The organism is Streptomyces sp. NPDC096176, assembly GCF_044763255.1.
GTDB lineage: Bacteria > Actinomycetota > Actinomycetes > Streptomycetales > Streptomycetaceae > Streptomyces.
The window spans coordinates 88,772-106,563 of sequence record NZ_JBIWFV010000012.1; the positions used below are offsets into that span (position 1 = coordinate 88,772).

Here is a 17,792-nt window from a genome sequence, read left to right on the forward strand (position 1 = left end):
ACGTACTTCATTCTCCCATGCCGATCCCCCGGACCGCCCCGGGACCATCGTCCAGGTCAGAGGGGACGTGCTGGTGCGATCATCCAAGCAGGACGCGGAGGGCCGGTCCGTCGCCCGGATCCCCGCGTTCCAGGGTCCGTCAGTCGTCCGGGTCCGCGCGCTCCAGAGCCGGACGCGGCCCGGGGGCCGCGGTCAGCAGCAGATCGGCCGCGGCCGTGTCCGTCACCAGGCTGGTGACCAGGCCGGAACGGAGCACCGCCCCGATCGCCTCCGCCTTGCGGGCACCGCCCGCGATGGCCACGACCTCCGGGATACGGCGCAGCCGGTCGGCCTCGACGGTGATGCAACGCTCCCCCAGGTCACGGCCGACCCGGCGGCCCTGGGTGTCGAACAGGTGAGCCGACATCTCGGCGGCCACACCCAGTGATGCGTAGTGGGCGCGCTCCTCGTCGGAGAGCATGTCGTGGACGGTCGAGATGCCGGGCTCCCAGGAGCCGATCGACACGCAGGCGACGGTCACCTTGTCGAAGTATTCAAAAGCCCGCGCGATACCCGTCTGATGGCGCAGAGCCGCGGCAGTCGCGGGGTCGGGCAGCAGCATCGGGGCGTAGATGGGGTGCGCCTCGCCTCCGGAGACCTGCGCCGCTCTTCGTACGGCCTCGACGGATCCCCGCTCCGCGGTCCCCGCGTCGTACACACCGGTGAGCTGGACGACCGTGCATGGCGGCAGCCGGTCAAGGGCGGCAGCCATGTGGATGGTGGACCTGCCCCAGGCCAGACCCAGCACATCGCCCTCTGCGACCAGCTCGCCCAGCAGGTCGGCCGCGACCTCTCCCAGGTTCTCCGGGTCGGGCGACTCGTCCGCGGCCTCGGCCGGGGACTCGACGACGACCGCGTGCCGCAGTCCGAAGCGGGCGCGCAGCGCGTCGGAGCGCTCGGCGTCCAGCTCCGCGGGGACACGGATCTCGATTCGTACGAGATCGCGCTCGAGCGCCGTCTCGAGGACCCTCGCGACCTTGAAGCGGCTGACGCCGAACTCCTCCGCGATCTGGATCTTGGACTTGCCCTCGAGGTAGAAGCGGCGGGCCATGGCCGCCGCCTGCACAAGCTCGGCGGGTCCCATCCGCAGGGCAGACCGTCCCGCCCACCTAGCAGACACCGAGATCTCCTCACTGCTGTTCATGCCGTACACACTTACCGCTGCACACACTCCGGATCCGCCATCCTGTCAGATCCGTCGGTCCTTGATCAGCCCCGTCGGGCCAACATCGGTTGAACAAGCGCGGCCGTGGTTCAGTGGCCGCACGCCCAGGCCGCAGAGGCCGTCGCCGCCGTCGCCTGCTCCCGGAGCATCCGGACCGCCGCGGCCGGATCGTCCGCGTTGTAGACCGCGGAGCCCGCCACGAAGACATCCGCTCCTGCCTCGGCGCACTGCTCGATGGTGGACGCCGACACTCCGCCGTCGATCTGCAGCCACAGCTGGAGGCCGTGCTTGGAGATGAGCTCACGGGTACGGCGGATCTTCGGCAGCATGATGTCGAGGAAGGCCTGCCCGCCGAAGCCCGGCTCCACCGTCATGATCAGGAGCATGTCGAGCTCGGAGAGCAGATCCTCGTACGGCTCGATGGGCGTGGCCGGCTTGAGCGCCATCGACGCCCGCGCACCCTTGGCCCGGATCTCACGCGCCAGACGTACGGGAGCCGCGGCGGCCTCGACGTGGAACGTGACGGAACCGGCGCCGGCCTCGACGTACTGGGGAGCCCAGCGGTCGGGATCCTCGATCATGAGATGACAGTCCAGGGGGGTGTCCGTCGCCTTCGCCAACGACTCCACGATCGGCACGCCCAGCGTGAGGTTGGGCACGAAGTGGTTGTCCATCACGTCGACGTGGAGCCAGTCGGCGCCCTCGACGGCCTTCGCCTCTTCCGCCAGGCGGGAGAAGTCCGCGGAGAGAATGCTGGGATTGATCTGAACGGCCATGGGCCAAGCCTGCCACGTCCACAGGCGCTTCCCCTCCCCGGGACCGCACTCGGTACGGACCAAGGACGCGGCGGATCGGCTCAGTCCACCGCAATCCCGGATGTTTCGGTCCGTGTTCTTCGCCGGGCGGGGCCAGGAACGATACGTCGAGGCAACCACCGTCGTGGTCACCTCGGCCGGCACGGTGTGCGCCGCCGCAGCTCGGTACGGGCCGGCCTGCAGGTTCTCTCGCCGAATTCCACAGGGCAGACCGGGTCCAGCGCCCCTCAGAACACCAGGGACGGGGCGGACAGGTTCGCGAGATCCGGTTCCCACTCCGCGCCCACCGTAAGAGCGGAGCGGTACAGCTCAAGGATGCTGTCCCTCATGGTCCCGTCCACGCGGCCGGCCGTCTCCTTTGCCAGCTCAGCCGGAACCTGGAGGTTGTCCGTCAAGTCCTTGGCCAAGGCAGCGGCGTCGTACTCCTTTGCCCATGAGCAGCTCATCGAGTGCCCGCCCTGACCGGTGTCCTTGTTGGTGCGCGTCATGGTGGGCGGGCCCTGCCGCTCCCGCCGACGATGTTGTGTGCCCACGACTGGGCTGACGTGGTCAGTCGAACGAGGGAAGACGAGGCCCTACAGACGCACGCAGGGCCGCAGAACCCGCCGCCTACGCGGTCCGCCGCAGCAGCGCCAGGTACATCGCGTCCGTCCCGTGCAGATGCGGCCACAGCTGCACGTCGGGTCCGTCGCCCAGCCCGGGCACGCCCGGCATCAGTGGACGGGCGTCCACCCATTCCGCCTGCGCGGCCGGGCCACCCCGCCCGCGCAGGACATCGTCCACGACGACCCGCGTCTCTGCGAGATGCGGCGAGCAGGTCGCGTAACCCACCACGCCGCCGACACGGACGGCCTTCAACGCCTCACGCAGCAGACCGCGTTGCAGCGGTGCGAACCCTTCGAGGTCCTCGGGGCGCCGGCGCCAGCGGGCCTCCGGGCGTCGCCTCAGCGCACCGAGGCCCGAGCACGGCACGTCGACGAGCACCCGGTCGAAGACGCCCTCCCGCCAGGGCGGGCGCGTGCCGTCGGCCGTGATCACCTGGTACGGGCCGGGGTTGCCGGTCAGCGCGCGCTCGACCAGTCGGGCCCGGTGCGGCTGCTTCTCCGACGCCAGCAGCGACGCGCCCCGCTCCGCGGCGAGCGCGCCGAGCAGCGCCGCCTTGCCGCCCGGTCCCGCGCAGCCGTCGAGCCAGCGCTCGTCGGCACCCTCCAGCGGTGCGTTCGCCAGCGCGATCGCCACGAGCTGGCTGCCCTCGTCCTGGACGCCGGCCCGTCCCTCCCGTACGGGCCCGATCGCGCCGGGCTCGCCGCCCTCGGCAAGGCGGACGGCGTAGGGAGACCAGCGCCCGGGCAGCGCGGAGTCCTCGCCCAGCACGTCCAGCAGCTCGTCCGTGGTCGAACGGCCCGGGCGGGCCACCAGTGTCACCTCGGGCCGCTCGTTGTCGGCCTCCAGCAGGTCCTCGATGCCGGCGCGGCCGCCGCCGAGCGAGTCCCACAGCGCCGAGACAACCCATCGGGGGTGGGAGTGGACGACCGCGAGGTGGTCCTCCGCGTCCTTGTCGTAGGGCGGCGCGACCCGCTCCAGCCAGGCGTTCAGATCGTCCTGCGAGATCTTGCGCAGCACGGCGTTCACGAACTTCGCGCGCCCGTCGCCGAGCACCACCCGCGCCAGCTCCACACTCGCCGACACCGCGGCGTGGGTCGGGATACGGGTCCCCAGCAGCTGGTGCGCACCGAGCGCGAGCACGTCGAGCACCGGCGGGTCGACCTCGCGCAGCGGCCGGTCGATGCAGGCCGCGATGATCGCGTCGTACGTGCCCTGGTGGCGCAGCGTCCCGTACACCAGCTCCGTCGCCAGCGCCGCGTCACGCCCGTCGAAGTCGTCCTTCTCGCGCGCCTTCTTCAGCAGCGGCGGCAGGACGAGGTTGGCGTACGCGTCCCGCTCGTCGACCGCTCGCAGCGCCTCGAAGGCGAGAATCCGCACGGGATCTTTCTTGGGACGGCGGTGGGGCCGGGAGGGACGGCGACGGGACTGCTCGCTCAAAAGGTGCTCCGCGTTCGAAGAGGGCTGAACGCTCTCAGCCTACGTCCGCCGCGCCGACGCGCTCTCCCGGGGCAATCCGCACGCCGCGCGCCCAGTCGGCGGCCCGCATCGGCTTCTTGCCCTGCGGCTGCACCCACAGGAGCTCGACCGCATGGGATCCGGTTCCGACGTGCACATGGTTCTTGCCGGCGTCGAGTTCGCCCGGCCCGAGATCCTTGCGGTCCGCCAGGATCCCGACCTGGATCAGCTTGAGGCGCTCGCCCCGGAAGACCGTCCACGCGCCCGGCGCGGGCGTGCAGCCACGTACGACACGGTCGACGCGGAGCGCGGGGGCCCTCCAGTCGACGTGCGCGTTCTCGACGGTGATCTTCGGTGCGAGGGTGACGCCGTCCGCGGGCTGCGGGACGGCGTGCAGCGTGCCGTCCTCGATGCCGTCCATGGTCGCCGCGAGAAGCCCCGCACCGGCGAAGGCCAGCCGGGTCAGCAGGTCGCCGCTGGTGTCCGTGGGGCGCACGGGCTCGGTGATCACCCCATAGACCGGGCCGGAGTCGAGCCCCTCCTCGATCTGGAACGTCGAGGCGCCGGTCATCTCGTCCCCGGCCAGAATCGCGTGCTGCACGGGCGCGGCGCCCCGCCAGGCGGGCAGCAGCGAGAAGTGCAGGTTCACCCAGCCGCGGGCCGGCACGTCGAGGGCCACCTTGGGCAGCAGCGCGCCGTAGGCGACGACCGGGCAGCAGTCCGGTGCGATCTCCCGCAGCCGCGCCAGGAACTCCTCGTCGCGCGGCCGCACCGGCTTGAGCACCTCGATCCCGGCGTCGGCGGCGCGCTCGGCGACAGGGCTGGCGACCAGCCGCCGACCCCGGCCCGCGGGGGCGTCCGGTCGGGTCACCACGGCGGCGACCTCGTGGCGGTCGGAGGCGATCAGAGCGTCCAGTGCGGGGACGGCGACCTCGGGGGTACCTGCGAAGACGAGCTTCATCGGTGGCTGACTGCCTCTCAGACTGGTGTGTGCGGTGACGAGCAGCACACCAGTCTATGAGCCCTGTCCGTAGGGGGCGTGCGGAGGAGTGTGCGCCCCGCGCATATGCACATACGCCTCGAAGCGTGACCAGATCGCCCGCCGACGCGTTGGTCAAGAGAGATTGACCAAAGTGGGCCGCCCCGTATGCGGCCCGAACCCTTCTTCATCGCCGGTTCGAGAGGCTTGTCAATGGCCGACCACGCAACCCACGACGCCCAAGCCCGGGCGAGTCTGCACCTGTTGGTGCGAGACATCGAGCGGGTCCGCCGGCAGGTGGACGCATTGCGCACGCTCACCGCCCAGCTGGGGAATGTCTACCGCCCGCGCCGCTCCGGCCCCTCCACGGGCTTCGTCGTCTACGGCCGGGCCCCGGCCCCGACCGTCCGTCTCGCCCAGGAACTGCGGGACAGTGTCGAGACCCTCGTGACCGCGGCCGTGGACTTCGACCGCTCCCTCGGCTTCTCCTGGGACGCGGTCGGCTCCGCCCTCGGCGTCACCAAGCAGGCCGTCCACCGCCGTTACGGCGCCAGGCGCCAGGCGGCCGCGGCGCCTGCCACGGAGGCGGAGGGGGCCGCCGCGACACGTACGCTGCCCGCACCTCCCGGGCTGTCCGCCGTCCCTGCGGTCCCGGCGGCCCGCTCGATGCCGCCCCAGCCGACGGACTCCCGCCCGAACACCTTCCCCGGCCCTCGCAACGGCTGACGCGACCCTGCCCGCTCGGAGCGGTCGAGGCCGCTCCGAGCGGGCAGGGAGTCAAGCGGTCTTGCAGGGTTGCCGCAGATGTGGTCCACGCCGCCCTCCGTCTGGAATGTCCAACTCTGTCCCCGGGTGCGGCCCGAACCCTTCTTCATCGCCGGTTCGAGAGGCTTGGCGATGGCCGACCACACAACCCACGACGCCCAAGCCCGGGCGAGTCCGCACCTGTTGGTGCGAGACATCGAGCCCCGGCCCCGGCCGTCCGCCTCGCCCAGGAACTGCGGGACAGCGTCGAGACCCTCGTGACCGCGGCCGTGGACTTCGACCGCTCCCTGGCTTCTCCTGGGACGCGGTCGGCTCCGCCCTCGGCGTCACCAACCAGGCCCTCCACCGCCGTTACGGCGCCAGGCGCCAAGCGCCAAGCGGCCGCCGTGTCAGCCAAGGAGGCCTTTCGTCTACCGCTTGAGGCGGTTGGTCACGGCGGCGGTGAGTCGGACCCGGTCGATGCGCAGCGCCAGGTCCTTGCCTGCCTTCACGGGCTTCGCGTACCAGGGCAGGCCACGACGGCGCCGGCGCATGGCCGGCAGGCCCGCCTGCTCGGGAACGGCTCCGAGCAGGCGGGCCCGGCTGCCGCCGCCCAGGCACATCTGCGCCGTCCATGTGCCGGCCGGAAGATTCGAAAGGCTCGCGATGACCCGGAATCCGCTCCGGCCGTGGGGGGAGGCCGCGAACTCGGCCACCGCCGCGTCCTCGGTCATTGCCGCATCCCGGTTCGTCAGGCGCAGGCGCAGGGCGTCTTCGGGCATCGACGCAAGCGTCCAGGAGCCGGTGACTTCGAGTTCTCCGGCCGGGGTCCACGCGACGTTGTCGACATGCACCTTGTCCGCGACCCGATGCTTGTTCTCACCGACGTCCATGGTCAGGTTGTCGTAGGGGTGGGTGTAGTACAGCGCCGCCGCCGTGTACTGCCCACCGATGTCGAAGACATGCGTCTGCGGTGTGTTGGCGATGTCCGGGTCACGCCGGTTCCCGAAACGGATCTCCTTGGTGATCCCCTCGACGTCGAGGGAGACGGACACGTCCCACAGTCCTCGCGGCAGCCGTTCGCCGTCGGCCGCAGTGGCCAGGTCGATCGTCACGGCGAAACCCGCAGCCGTGTAGTCGAAGATGCCGGCGTCCTCGTCGGCGCCGATGCCGGGCGCGGGCACCGTCCGGGCGGGAAACCGGTGTTCCACCCTGGTGCTGCGCTCACGCAGTACAAGTTCCGTGTTGTGGTGCGGGACTGCGACGCGCCGCAGGTAGGCATGGCCGGCGATGTGCAGGCCGTCCCTGTCGAGGGAGACCGCGTCGAGCCGGTGGCGCACCTGGAGCTCTCGCGTGATCTCGTAGCACTCGTCCGGCACGCCACGTGAGCTGTCGCGGAAGAACGGGAGTCGGGCGTAGGCACGGCCCGCTTCGACGAGGACGTCGGGATAGGTGCCGCGCGAACGGTGCTCCTCGTCCGCCTTCTCCAGTTCGATGAGTTCGTCGAGCAATCCCCGTTCGACGAACTCGCATCTGGTTCTTGTGATGGCACCGACTCTCTGTCTGAGGGTGGGCGTGTACATGCGCGACAGAAGCTCGCGCAGCTGCCCCAGACCCTTCTCCTGGACCGATCGCTCGGATTCTTTCGCCAGGTGGATCAGCGCGTGGAACAGGTCGATCGACAGGTGCCTGTTCAGCAGACTGTCGCGGGCGGGACCGGGTTCCACGTGTTCCTCGACGAGGTCGATCATCATCTTGAGCGTCTGGATGCGCTGTTCGGCCCCGCGGGTGGTCACGGTGATGTTCTGACCGTCGTCCCGCTTGACGATGAAGAGGCAGTCGTAGTCGGCGACCACCGAGATCCCGTCGGCGTGGAGATAGGCGAGGGCTGTGAAGAACTGGTCCTCACACACCTTGAAGCCGGTCGGGAAGCGTAGGCCGTGGCGCTCGATCAGGTCCCTGCGGAACAGCTTGAGCGGGTTGAGCGCCCAGTACACACGAGAGTTGAAGACATCCGTGCGCGGTTGGTTGCGGACGAACATCGACGCGGGGGCACCGCGTCCGTTCACACCGACCATGCGGCCCAGCACCACATCGGTCCGGTTGGTCTCCGCGGCGGCGAGCATCCGTTCCAGCGCTTCTTCGCCCAGATAGTCGTCGGCGTCGAGGAAGAAGACGAACCGACCCCTTGCGTGCTCGATTCCCACATTGCGCGGGGCGGACGGCCCGCCGGAGTTCTCCTGGTGAATGACCGTGAAACGCTCAGGGTGCGCGGCCGCGAAGCGCTCCAACTCGTCGCCCGTGGCGTCGGTCGAGCCGTCGTTCACCGCGATGACCTCCAGCCGCTCCATCCCGAGCGACTGTCCGATCACGGACGTAAGGGTCCGCGTCAGATACGGCATGGCGTTGTAGGCGCCGATGATCACGGATATGTCGGGCGTGGTCACGAACCTTCTCCTCGTCCAAGTGCCTCGCCGTTCCGCCGAGACACAGAGCGCCGCCAGGACCTGCCTGGGGTGCGCGGTGGGCCCTCTCGTTCCCGAGAGGTTCTGGGACTCGTCGCCGATGCGGGTCCGGGCCTCGGAGTCAGCAGCACGGCCCCCCGGGCGCCGCTGCGGAGGGCGGCCCGTCCGTGTCGGTGAGTCTCGTGATGTTACGCCAAGCCACAGTCGCGCAGGCACCGGTGGCTGATCCGCCGACCGTCGTAAAGGGGCGTCCTGGGAGGGATCCGGGCACCCCCCAGGTGTGACGCGCGGGCGGTCGGATCGGCCGGAGGCGCGTCGTCCGGACTCTCCGCTCGAGCACGAGGAATCCGGGCCGTCAGCCGATGTCCGGCGGATCGACGCGCAGTCGCACCTGGTCCGGGCCGCCCCGCGCCAAGCGGGAGGCCTGCGCCGACTTGAGTGCCGCCGCCAGCGCAGCCCCCTTGCCCGGCGGCACACGCACCAGCGCCCGCTCCCACCGCTCCCCCGGCAAAGGATCCCCGGACCGGCGCGCCCGCCCGAGCACCTCCGGCAGCGGCACCGGCCCGAGCACTTCCGCCTCCGCGGGCAACTCCGCCTGGGCCACGAACGCCGACACGGCGGACGCGTTCCCGATGACCTCCGCCATCCGGGACACCGGCGGAAAGCCCAGTTCGGCCCGCTCCGCCAACTCCCGCAGCGCGTGCCCCACCGGGTCCCAGCGCACCAGCGCCTGTACGGGACGCAGTGTCGGTTCGGCGACCACGACGACCGTGCCGCCCTCCGACTGCGGCCGCACCAGCGAGGCCGCGCCGATCCAGCGGCGCAGCGCTTCCTCGCCGGCGCGGAGGTCGGGGCGGCCGAGCATCGCCCAGCCGTCGAGGAGCAGCGCCGCCGCGTAGCCGACGCCTTCGGGCACCGGCTCCGCGCCTGGCGTGGAGACGACGAGCGCGGGCCTGGACGGGACGGTGTCGAGGATGTGGTCGCGGCCGGAGGTGCGCACCGGCACCGCCGGAAACGCGCGGCCGAGTTCCTCCGCCGTGCGCCGCGCCCCGACTATCTGCGCCCGCAGGCGGCACGCCCCGCATTCGGCGCAGTGCCATTCCGGCTCGCCGGCCCCGCACCAGCCGCATCGCAGGTCGCGCTCGTCGGACGCCTCGAGAGGGCCGGCGCAGTGGCGGCAGCGGGCGGGCGTACGGCACCGTTCGCACGCGAGCCTCGGGACGTAGCCGCGCCGGGGCACCTGGACGAGGACGGGACCGTTCGCGAGCCCGTCCCTGACGGCCTGCCAGGCGATGCTCGGCAGCCGGGCGGCGCGGGCCGCCTCGTCGCGCGCCAGGTCTTGGTCCCCCACAGTCCGAACCAGGGGCGCGAGGGCCCGTACCTGCGACCGGTCCGCGACCAGTGGTGCGGCCCAGCCGCTCTCCACCAGCTGGGCCGCCTCGACGGTGCAGGCCGTGCTGCCGAGCAGGAAGGCGCACTTGTCGTGGCCCGCGCGTAGCTCGAGGACCTCCCGCACGTGCGGGAACGGGGCGTTGTCGTCGCTGTGGCTGGAGTCCCCGTCGTCCCAGACGACGACCAGCCCCAGGTCCCGTACGGGAGCGAACATGGCGGCCCGCGTCCCGACCACCGCGCGGACGGAGCCCCGCCGCACCGCGAGCCACTGCCGGTACCGCTGCTCGGGCCCGGATTCGGCGGTCAGCAGCGTGTGGTGTCCTTCGCCGAGCAGCGCGGTGAGGGCGGCGTCGACACGTGAGGCCCGCCGGCCATCGGGCACGACGACGAGCGCGCCCCGCCCCGACGCGAGGGTCGCCGCGACGGCGCGCGCCAGCTCCTCGGGCCAGTGCGGACCGGGCAGCGCGGTCCAGACCGCGCGCGGCGCTCCGCCGGCCGCCAACGACTCGATGAAGGCCGGTCCCCGCCCGTACCGCTCCCAGGTGCCGGCCTCGGGCGCGGCCGGCGGCGGCAGGGGGTCCGGCGAGGGCTTGGCCTCCGCGCGGCCGTTCCTCGGCGGCACGGCGAGCTGGAGCACGTCGGCGAGGCTGCCCGCGTACCGGTCGGCGACCGCGCGGGCGAGGGAGAGGATCTCGGGGCTGAGCACCGGTTCGGGCGAAACGACGTAGGCGAGGGCGGCGAGGGCGCCGTTGTAGTCGGACTCGGTACGCCGCTCTATGAGGAAGCCGTCGATGAGCCCGCCGCCTTCGCGGCGTCCGTCACGCACCCGGTGCGCGCCGGCCCCGAAGCGCACCCGCACGCGAACGCCCGGTTGGGCGTCGGCATCGAGCTCCTCGGGCACCGCGTAGTCGAAGAATTGGTCGAGGTGGAGCACGCCCTTGTTGACCATGACGCGCGCGACGGGCAGCTCCTTGGCGAGCGCCGCCCCGCGCCAGGTACGCGGCTTGGCCTTCGGCACCTTGGCGCTGCGGACGGTTTCCCGGATGAGCGCAAGCTGCTCGGGCCCGTCGCCGGTGGGCTCTGAGGGCTGCTTGTCTTCGCTGCTCACAGCCAAATCCTGCCAGAGACCACTGACACCCCGGCCCGCCCGGGCTCGGTGCATGACAAGCGGGCGGGCCCTGCCGGAGCCTCCCGCCCGCCCTTGGCGACCGTGGACAGCCCCGCAGCCCCCCTTGGGGCCGGGTAGGCTCCACCAGCCCAACCCTCGCCCGCCCGGGCTTCAAGAGCCTTGGAGCCCCCGTCCGAACTCGGAGACCGGACCTCCGACAGCCCGCCCGGGCCCACGGCACGCGCCACCGGCCCGCCCCGCGGCAGCCCCCGGCCCGGACGCGGGTCCGGAACAGCGCCGCAGCCACAGCCGCCACCCCCCTCGGGGCCCGGTGCAGGCTCCGCCAGCGCGCGCCCGACCCGCCTAACCAGACTCGGGGCCCGTGCCCACGGCACGCGCCACCGGCCCGCGCATCCTGGGCCCCCGGCCCGGACGCGGGTCCGGAACAGCCCCCGCAGCCCACCCCCTCGGGGCCCGGTGCAGGCTCCGCCAGTCCGACCCGCCTCTGCTTCCCCGGCCGGGCTCAAGGCCGGGCAGGGGGACAGCCGGCCCGGGGCCCGGCCGCTCGGGGTGGCCGGGCCGACTCCCCAGCCGGCCCGGTCACCACCGCCCCGCCCCAGCCTCCCCCACGCCGGAGCACAGCAACGGCGAGGGCCCTGGACCGATCGGTCCAGGGCCCTCGCCGTGCAAACCCGGAGGCCCGCCGCGCGGAAGCCGGAGGCTTACAGACCCGCTGCTGCGCGCAGCGCGCCCACGCGGTCCGTGCGCTCCCACGTGAAGTCGGGAAGCTCGCGGCCGAAGTGGCCGTACGCCGCGGTCTGGGCGTAGATCGGCCGGAGCAGGTCGAGGTCGCGGATGATCGCGGCCGGGCGCAGGTCGAAGACCTCACCGATGGCCTGCTCGATCTTCTCGACGTCGACGGTGGCCGTGCCGAAGGTCTCGACGAACAGGCCGACGGGCTCGGCCTTGCCGATCGCGTAGGCGACCTGGACCTCGCAGCGGGCGGCGAGGCCGGCGGCGACGACGTTCTTGGCGACCCAGCGCATCGCGTACGCGGCGGAGCGGTCGACCTTGGACGGGTCCTTGCCGGAGAACGCGCCGCCACCGTGGCGGGCCATGCCGCCGTACGTGTCGATGATGATCTTGCGGCCGGTGAGGCCGGCGTCGCCCATCGGGCCGCCGATCTCGAAACGGCCGGTCGGGTTCACCAGCAGGCGGTAGCCCTCGGTGTCGAGCTTGATGCCGTCCTCCACGAGCTGCGCGAGCACGTACTCGACGACGAACTCACGAATGTCGGGGGCGAGCAACGAGTCCAGGTCGATGTCGGACGCGTGCTGCGACGAAACGACGACGGTGTCGAGGCGGACGGCCTTGTCGCCGTCGTACTCGATGGTGACCTGTGTCTTGCCGTCCGGGCGCAGGTAGGGAATGGTCCCGTTCTTGCGCACCTCGGAGAGACGGCGCGACAGACGGTGCGCGAGGTGGATCGGGAGCGGCATCAGCTCGGGCGTCTCGTCGCACGCATACCCGAACATCAGGCCCTGGTCCCCGGCGCCCTGCTTGTCGAGCTCGTCCTCGTCGCCCTCGACACGCTTCTCGTAGGCGGTGTCGACGCCCTGCGCGATGTCCGGCGACTGGGCGCCGATGGAGACGGACACGCCGCACGACGCGCCGTCGAAGCCCTTCTTCGACGAGTCGTAGCCGATCTCGAGGATCTTGTTGCGCACGAGCGTGGGGATGTCGGCGTACGCCTTGGTGGTCACTTCACCGGCGACATGCACCAGGCCGGTGGTGATCAAGGTCTCCACGGCGACCCGGGAGGTCGGGTCCTCCCGCAGCAGGGCGTCGAGAATCGTGTCGCTGATCTGGTCGGCGATCTTGTCGGGGTGACCCTCGGTCACGGACTCCGAGGTGAAGAGACGGCGGGACACATCGCTCCCTGGGGTTGCAGCGGCTGCTGGCTGATCATTGACGGACCGGCAGGGGGCTGCGCCCCGCGACGTTCCACGAACCAGTTTATCGGTCGCGCTCCGCCACCGGACACCCTGTCTCGCAGGCTGGGAGTCCGCTGACCTGGGGGCCACGGCCGAGACACCACGACGATAGCGTCTGCGGACTGAGCGATTCGCCACATTTCGCAATTTCTTCGGCGCGGCCTGTCGCCGGTTCGTGGCCCTCTGTTCAGGCCGACTTCACGGGGATCTCAGGCAAGCCGCGGCACAACGAGGTCCCAGACCGTGTCGGCGAGCGCTTCCTTGGGGCCGTGCGGCACCGGCGTCTCGCCGCCGTCGGCGGCCAGCACGACGGCCTCGTTCTCCTCGGCGCCGAACGTCTTGCGCTCCCCCACCTCGTTGACGACCAGCAGGTCGCAGCCCTTGCGGCGGAGCTTGTCGCGGCCGTTGGCGAGCACATCGTCGGTCTCGGCGGCGAAGCCCACGATCACCTGGTCGGCACGGGCCCGCTCCGCGGAGATCTCGGCGAGAATGTCCGGGTTGCGGACCAGGGTGACGACGGGGGCCTCGACGCCGTCCTTCTTCTTGATCTTGCCCTCGGCGTAGGTGGCGGGCCTGAAGTCTGCGACGGCCGCGGCCATGACGACCGCGTCGGCGTCCGCCGCGGCCTTGAGCACGGCCTCGCGCAGTTGCACCGCCGTACCGACGTGGACGACGTCGACGCCGGCTGGATCGGCGAATCCGGTGTTGGCCTCGACGAGGGTGACGCGGGCGCCGCGGGCGGCCGCGGTTCGGGCGAGGGCGTAGCCCTGCTTGCCCGAGGAGCGGTTGCCGAGGTAGCGGACCGGGTCGAGGGGTTCGCGGGTGCCGCCCGCGCTGATGACCACATGTCGGCCGGCAAGGTCGGGGGCGGCCACTCCCCGGGCCAGGACACGGCGGCAGACCTCGAAGATCTCGCCCGGGTCCGGCAGCCGGCCCTTGCCGGTGTCGACGCCGGTGAGCCGGCCGACCGCGGGCTCGATCACGACGGCACCGCGGCGGCGCAGTGTCGCGACGTTCTCCTGGGTGGCGGGGTGCTCCCACATCTCGGTGTGCATCGCCGGGGCGAAGACGACGGGGCAGCGGGCGGTCAGCAGGGTGTTGGTGAGCAGGTCGTCGGCGAGGCCGTGGGCGGCCTTGGCGAGCATGTCGGCGGTGGCGGGGGCGACCACGACGAGGTCGGCCTGCTGCCCGATCCGTACGTGGGGAACCTCGTGGACGTCGGACCAGACCTCGGTGGAGACGTCGTGACCGGAGAGCGCGGACCAGGTCGCGGCGCCGACGAAGTTCAGCGCCGACGCGGTCGGCACCACCTTGACGTCGTGCCCTGACTCGGTCAGCCGGCGCAGCAGCTCGCACGCCTTGTAGGCGGCGATCCCCCCGCTGACCCCCAGCACGACCCTCGGCCTGCCCACTGTGCCCCTCGCGTCGCCCATTGCGTCCGTCGCGTCCACTGCGTCTCCCCACTCGGATCGGTACGAGCTCGTCCGTGCGACCTAATGACACACCACAGGCCCGGCGGATGCTCCGACGGGCCTGTGGTGAAGAACGTTTTTACCTACTGGGCCGGGCCCTCGATGGCCTCGGAGGTCAGCAGACCCGCGTTGATCTCGCGCAGGGCGATCGAGAGCGGCTTCTCGTGGACGTGGGTGTCCACCAGGGGACCGACGTACTCGAGCAAGCCCTCACCGAGCTGCGAGTAGTACGCGTTGATCTGACGCGCGCGCTTGGCCGCGTAGATCACGAGGCTGTACTTCGAGTCGGTGGCCTCGAGCAGCTCGTCGATCGGAGGGTTGATGATGCCCTCGGGCGCGGTGATGGAAGAGGACACGCTATGCCTTCCGAAGAACTTGCAGAAAGATCGGACAAAAGATCAAACAACTTCCATCAAGGCTAGCAGCTCACGCGCCACGTCCTCGACGGAGGTGTTGACCAGGGTGGTGTCGAACTCGGACTCGGCCGCCAGTTCCACCTTGGCGACCGTCAGCCGGCGCTCGATGACCTCCGGTGACTCGGTGCCGCGGCCGGTGAGACGGCGGACCAGTTCCTCCCAGCTCGGCGGCGCCAGGAAGACCAGCTGGGACTCCGGCATGGATTCCTTGACCTGCCGGGCGCCCTGGAGGTCGATTTCGAGCAGCACAGGTTCGCCCGCCTCGAGTCGGTCGAGGACCGCGCGGCGGGGCGTGCCGTAGCGGTTGCCCGCGAACTCGGCCCACTCCAGCAGTTCGTCGCCGGCGACGAGCTTGTCGAACTCGTCGTCGGTGACGAAGAAGTACTGGACTCCGTGCTTCTCGCCGGGCCTCGGCTTCCGGGTGGTCGCCGACACCGAGAGCCAGACGTCGGGGTGGACCTTGCGCATATGAGCGACGACCGTGCTCTTGCCGACCCCGGAGGGGCCGGAGAGCACGGTCAGCCGCGGACGTACCTCTGCTGCCATGCAGCGATTATCCAGGTTCTCGGGAGTGCCCGGGAACGTCAGGCGGCGCCGCCGCCGAACTCGCGCTCCAGGGAGGCGATCTGGTTGGAGCCGAGACCGCGCACCCGGCGGCTCTCGGAGATGCCGAGCCTCTCCATGATCTGCTTGGCGCGGACCTTGCCCACGCCCGGCAGGGACTCAAGGAGGGCGGAGACCTTCATCTTGCCGATGACGTCGTTCTCCTGGCCCTGCTTGATGACCTCGTGGAGCGAGGCGCCGGAGTGCTTGAGTCGATTCTTGACCTCGGCCCGCTCCCGGCGAGCCGCGGCGGCCTTTTCGAGCGCGGCTGCGCGCTGTTCAGGGGTAAGGGGCGGAAGAGCCACGCCTACGTCACCTCGGATGTCGAACTGTCGGATACGGACCGGTGAGGAAGCTAGTCGCCCCACACCAGGCGAGCAATGCGCAACGCAGTGGGTCTGCCCTGCACGTTCGCTCTTCGACGGAGACTAGCGGCCATGACCGCTCCAGTCAGCGAGAACAGACGAAAAGTCCTGGTCAGCATCGGCCGACCAGGACATTTCGGACATAATGACCGGGTTTTGCGTGAAGAAACTGTCAAGGACTACGCCGAGCCGACCGCCGCGCGCACTTCGGAGGCGAAACGCTCCGCCGCCGCGCGCAGTCCCGCGACGTCCGGGCCGTGGCTGAGGACGCCTCGGCTCACGCTCGGAACGACGTTGCGCACGGCCGCGCCGAACACGCCGGGAAGGTCGGCCGGGGTCGCGCCCTGGACACCGATGCCGGGCGCCAGGAGGGGGCCGTTGATGTCGAGGTCGACTCCGGCGTCGCCGAGGGTGGCGCCGACCACGGCGCCGACCGAGCCGAGGGGCTGCGCGCCGGCGTTCTCCGCGGCCATGTGGTCGAGCATCACCTGGGCCAGCGACGTGCCGTCGGCCGCGGTGGCCCGCTGCACCTGAGCGCCCTCCGGGTTGGAGGTGAGGGCCAGGACGAAGACCCCGCAGCCGCTCAGCACGGCCTGGTCCAGCGCGGGGCGCAGGGAGCCGAAGCCGAGGTACGGGGAGACAGTGACCGCGTCGGAGAAGAGCGGGGAGTCCTTGCGGAGGTACGTCTCCGCGTACGCGCCCATCGTCGAGCCGATGTCGCCGCGCTTGGCGTCCATCAGGACCAGCGCGCCCGCCGCCCTGGCCTCCTCCACGGCCTTCTCCAGTACGGCGATGCCGCGCGAGCCGAAGCGCTCGAAGAACGCGGACTGCGGTTTGAGGACGGCGACCCGGTCGGCGAGTGCCTCCACCGTGGTCCTGGTGAACCGCTCCAGGCCGTTGACGTCGTCGTTCAGGCCCCAGGCGGTGAGCAGCGAGGCATGCGGGTCGATGCCGACGCAGAGCGGGCCACGGGTGTCCATGGCATTGCGGAGTCGCGCACCGAAGGTTTCCTGAATGATCATGCGGTGACCTTTCGCGTCTCGGCGCCGACGGCTTCGCCGAGGGTGCTGTACGGGCTCGCGGCGAGGCGTGCGGCGAGGCCCTTGTGGATGGCGCGGGCATAGAACGGGCCCTCGTAGATGAAGGCGCTGTAGCCCTGGACGAGGGTGGCACCGGCGAGGATCCGCTGCCAGGCGTCCTCCGCGTTCTCGATGCCGCCGACCCCGACGAGGGCGATGCGGTCGCCGACGCGTGCGTACAGCCGCCGCAGTACCTCCAGCGAGCGCGCCTTGACGGGCGCACCTGAGAGGCCGCCGGTTTCCTTGACCAGCTCGGGCGAGGACTTCAGGCCAAGGCTTTCGCGGGCGATGGTGGTGTTGGTCGCGATGATGCCGTCCAGGCCCAGTTCGAGGGCGAGGTCGGCTACGGCGTCGACGTCCTCGTCCGCGAGGTCGGGCGCGATCTTGACGAGCAGCGGCACGCGCCGGTCGGTGACCGCGCGGTCGGCGGCCTCGCGTACGGCGGTGAGCAGCGGGCGCAGGGACTCGGTGGCCTGGAGATTGCGCAGACCGGGTGTGTTGGGCGAGCTGACGTTGACGACAAGGTAGTCGGCGTGGGCGGCCAGACGCTCGGTGGAGGTGACGTAGTCGCCGACCGCCTCCTCCTCCGGGACGACCTTGGTCTTGCCGATGTTGACGCCGACGACCGTACGGAAGATCTCGCGGCGGGCCGCGAGCCGGGCGGCGACCGCCGCCGAGCCCTCGTTGTTGAAGCCCATGCGGTTGATCAGCGCGCGGTCGGCGACCAGCCGGAAGAGACGCTTCTTGGGGTTGCCGGGCTGCGGCTGGGCGGTGACGGTGCCGATCTCGATGTGGTCGAAGCCCAGCATCGCCATGCCGTCGATGGCGACGGCGTTCTTGTCGAAGCCGGCCGCGAGGCCGAACGGGCCGTGCATCCGCAGCCCGAGCGCCTCGGTGCGCAGCTCCTTGCGGCGGGGCGCGAGCACGGCGGCGACGAAAGTGCGCAGGACGGGGACGCGGACCGCGAGGCGGATCCACCGGAAGGCCAGGTAGTGGGCCTGCTCGGGGTCCATCCGCTTGAAGACGAGGTCGAAGAAGAACTTGTACATGGGAAGTGGTGTCCTCATGAGGAGGGGGACACCGTTTCCGGTGCCC

Annotated in this window: 15 protein-coding genes and 1 pseudogene; 2 read left to right on the forward strand and 14 right to left on the reverse strand. The window is 71.2% G+C overall.

Annotated features, from left to right (window positions below):
• Positions 1-139: 139 nt before the first annotated feature.
• The 5 genes from ACIQ7Q_RS28240 to fmt all read right to left on the reverse strand — a co-directional run bounded on the left by ACIQ7Q_RS28240 (position 140) and on the right by fmt (position 5,041).
• Positions 140-1,183, reverse strand: a complete 1,044-nt coding sequence (locus ACIQ7Q_RS28240; RefSeq protein ID WP_403867963.1) for a sugar-binding transcriptional regulator — start codon at positions 1,181-1,183, stop codon at positions 140-142.
• Positions 1,184-1,293: 110 nt separating this feature from the next.
• Positions 1,294-1,980, reverse strand: coding sequence for a ribulose-phosphate 3-epimerase (rpe, locus tag ACIQ7Q_RS28245; protein ID WP_403867966.1), 687 nt, complete (start codon positions 1,978-1,980; stop codon positions 1,294-1,296).
• Positions 1,981-2,246: 266 nt separating this feature from the next.
• A complete protein-coding gene (locus ACIQ7Q_RS28250) occupies positions 2,247-2,507 on the reverse strand; it encodes a hypothetical protein (protein ID WP_403867969.1) in 261 nt (86 codons plus the stop codon).
• Positions 2,508-2,628: 121 nt separating this feature from the next.
• A complete protein-coding gene (locus tag ACIQ7Q_RS28255; RefSeq protein WP_403867972.1) occupies positions 2,629-4,062 on the reverse strand; it encodes an RsmB/NOP family class I SAM-dependent RNA methyltransferase in 1,434 nt (477 codons plus the stop codon).
• A gap of 34 nt (positions 4,063-4,096) precedes the next feature.
• A complete protein-coding gene (gene fmt / locus ACIQ7Q_RS28260) occupies positions 4,097-5,041 on the reverse strand; it encodes a methionyl-tRNA formyltransferase (protein ID WP_403867975.1) in 945 nt (314 codons plus the stop codon).
• A gap of 231 nt (positions 5,042-5,272) precedes the next feature.
• On the opposite strand from fmt, the gene ACIQ7Q_RS28265 reads away from it, so the two are divergent.
• Together ACIQ7Q_RS28265 and ACIQ7Q_RS28270 are read left to right on the forward strand one after the other, a co-directional pair.
• A complete protein-coding gene (locus tag ACIQ7Q_RS28265) occupies positions 5,273-5,785 on the forward strand; it encodes a hypothetical protein (RefSeq protein WP_403867978.1) in 513 nt (170 codons plus the stop codon).
• Between the two features lie 171 nt (positions 5,786-5,956).
• Positions 5,957-6,197: pseudogene (locus ACIQ7Q_RS28270) on the forward strand (hypothetical protein); the annotation flags it as partial.
• A gap of 37 nt (positions 6,198-6,234) precedes the next feature.
• Here ACIQ7Q_RS28270 and ACIQ7Q_RS28275 read toward each other — a convergent pair.
• The 9 genes from ACIQ7Q_RS28275 to ACIQ7Q_RS28315 all read right to left on the reverse strand — a co-directional run bounded on the left by ACIQ7Q_RS28275 (position 6,235) and on the right by ACIQ7Q_RS28315 (position 17,746).
• Positions 6,235-8,250 carry a glycosyltransferase gene (locus ACIQ7Q_RS28275; protein ID WP_403867981.1) on the reverse strand — a complete coding sequence of 672 codons (2,016 nt, stop codon included), beginning with the start codon at positions 8,248-8,250 and terminating at the stop codon, positions 6,235-6,237.
• A 373-nt stretch (positions 8,251-8,623) separates the two neighbouring features.
• A complete protein-coding gene (locus tag ACIQ7Q_RS28280) occupies positions 8,624-10,768 on the reverse strand; it encodes a primosomal protein N' (RefSeq protein ID WP_403867984.1) in 2,145 nt (714 codons plus the stop codon).
• Between the two features lie 722 nt (positions 10,769-11,490).
• A complete protein-coding gene (metK, locus tag ACIQ7Q_RS28285; protein WP_403867987.1) occupies positions 11,491-12,699 on the reverse strand; it encodes a methionine adenosyltransferase in 1,209 nt (402 codons plus the stop codon).
• A 272-nt stretch (positions 12,700-12,971) separates the two neighbouring features.
• Positions 12,972-14,174: a bifunctional phosphopantothenoylcysteine decarboxylase/phosphopantothenate--cysteine ligase CoaBC gene (gene coaBC / locus ACIQ7Q_RS28290; RefSeq protein ID WP_403868311.1), complete on the reverse strand. Its 1,203-nt coding sequence runs from the start codon at positions 14,172-14,174 to the stop codon at positions 12,972-12,974.
• A gap of 143 nt (positions 14,175-14,317) precedes the next feature.
• Entirely contained in the window at positions 14,318-14,590 is a 273-nt protein-coding gene (rpoZ, locus tag ACIQ7Q_RS28295) for a DNA-directed RNA polymerase subunit omega (protein WP_005319902.1), read from the reverse strand.
• Positions 14,591-14,632: 42 nt separating this feature from the next.
• On the reverse strand, positions 14,633-15,196 hold the full coding sequence (gene gmk, locus ACIQ7Q_RS28300) for a guanylate kinase (protein WP_403867989.1): 564 nt from the start codon (positions 15,194-15,196) through the stop codon (positions 14,633-14,635).
• 38 nt (positions 15,197-15,234) lie between these two features.
• A complete protein-coding gene (locus ACIQ7Q_RS28305) occupies positions 15,235-15,558 on the reverse strand; it encodes an integration host factor (protein WP_005319887.1) in 324 nt (107 codons plus the stop codon).
• Positions 15,559-15,797: 239 nt separating this feature from the next.
• Entirely contained in the window at positions 15,798-16,637 is an 840-nt protein-coding gene (gene pyrF / locus ACIQ7Q_RS28310; protein WP_403868314.1) for an orotidine-5'-phosphate decarboxylase, read from the reverse strand.
• Entirely contained in the window at positions 16,637-17,746 is a 1,110-nt protein-coding gene (locus ACIQ7Q_RS28315; protein ID WP_403867992.1) for a quinone-dependent dihydroorotate dehydrogenase, read from the reverse strand. The genes pyrF and ACIQ7Q_RS28315 overlap by 1 nt, the downstream gene beginning before the upstream one ends.
• Positions 17,747-17,792 lie beyond the last annotated feature (46 nt).

Excerpts from the sequence above, each read along its gene's own strand:
- ACIQ7Q_RS28240 (WP_403867963.1), bottom strand. The coding sequence starts at position 1,183 with ATGAACAGCAGTGAGGAGATCTCGGTGTCTGCTAGGTGGGCGGGACGG.
- rpe (WP_403867966.1), bottom strand. The coding sequence starts at position 1,980 with ATGGCCGTTCAGATCAATCCCAGCATTCTCTCCGCGGACTTCTCCCGC.
- ACIQ7Q_RS28250 (WP_403867969.1), bottom strand. The coding sequence starts at position 2,507 with ATGACGCGCACCAACAAGGACACCGGTCAGGGCGGGCACTCGATGAGC.
- fmt (WP_403867975.1), bottom strand. The coding sequence starts at position 5,041 with ATGAAGCTCGTCTTCGCAGGTACCCCCGAGGTCGCCGTCCCCGCACTG.
- ACIQ7Q_RS28265 (WP_403867978.1), top strand. The coding sequence starts at position 5,273 with ATGGCCGACCACGCAACCCACGACGCCCAAGCCCGGGCGAGTCTGCAC.
- gmk (WP_403867989.1), bottom strand. The coding sequence starts at position 15,196 with ATGGCAGCAGAGGTACGTCCGCGGCTGACCGTGCTCTCCGGCCCCTCC.
- ACIQ7Q_RS28315 (WP_403867992.1), bottom strand. The coding sequence starts at position 17,746 with ATGTACAAGTTCTTCTTCGACCTCGTCTTCAAGCGGATGGACCCCGAG.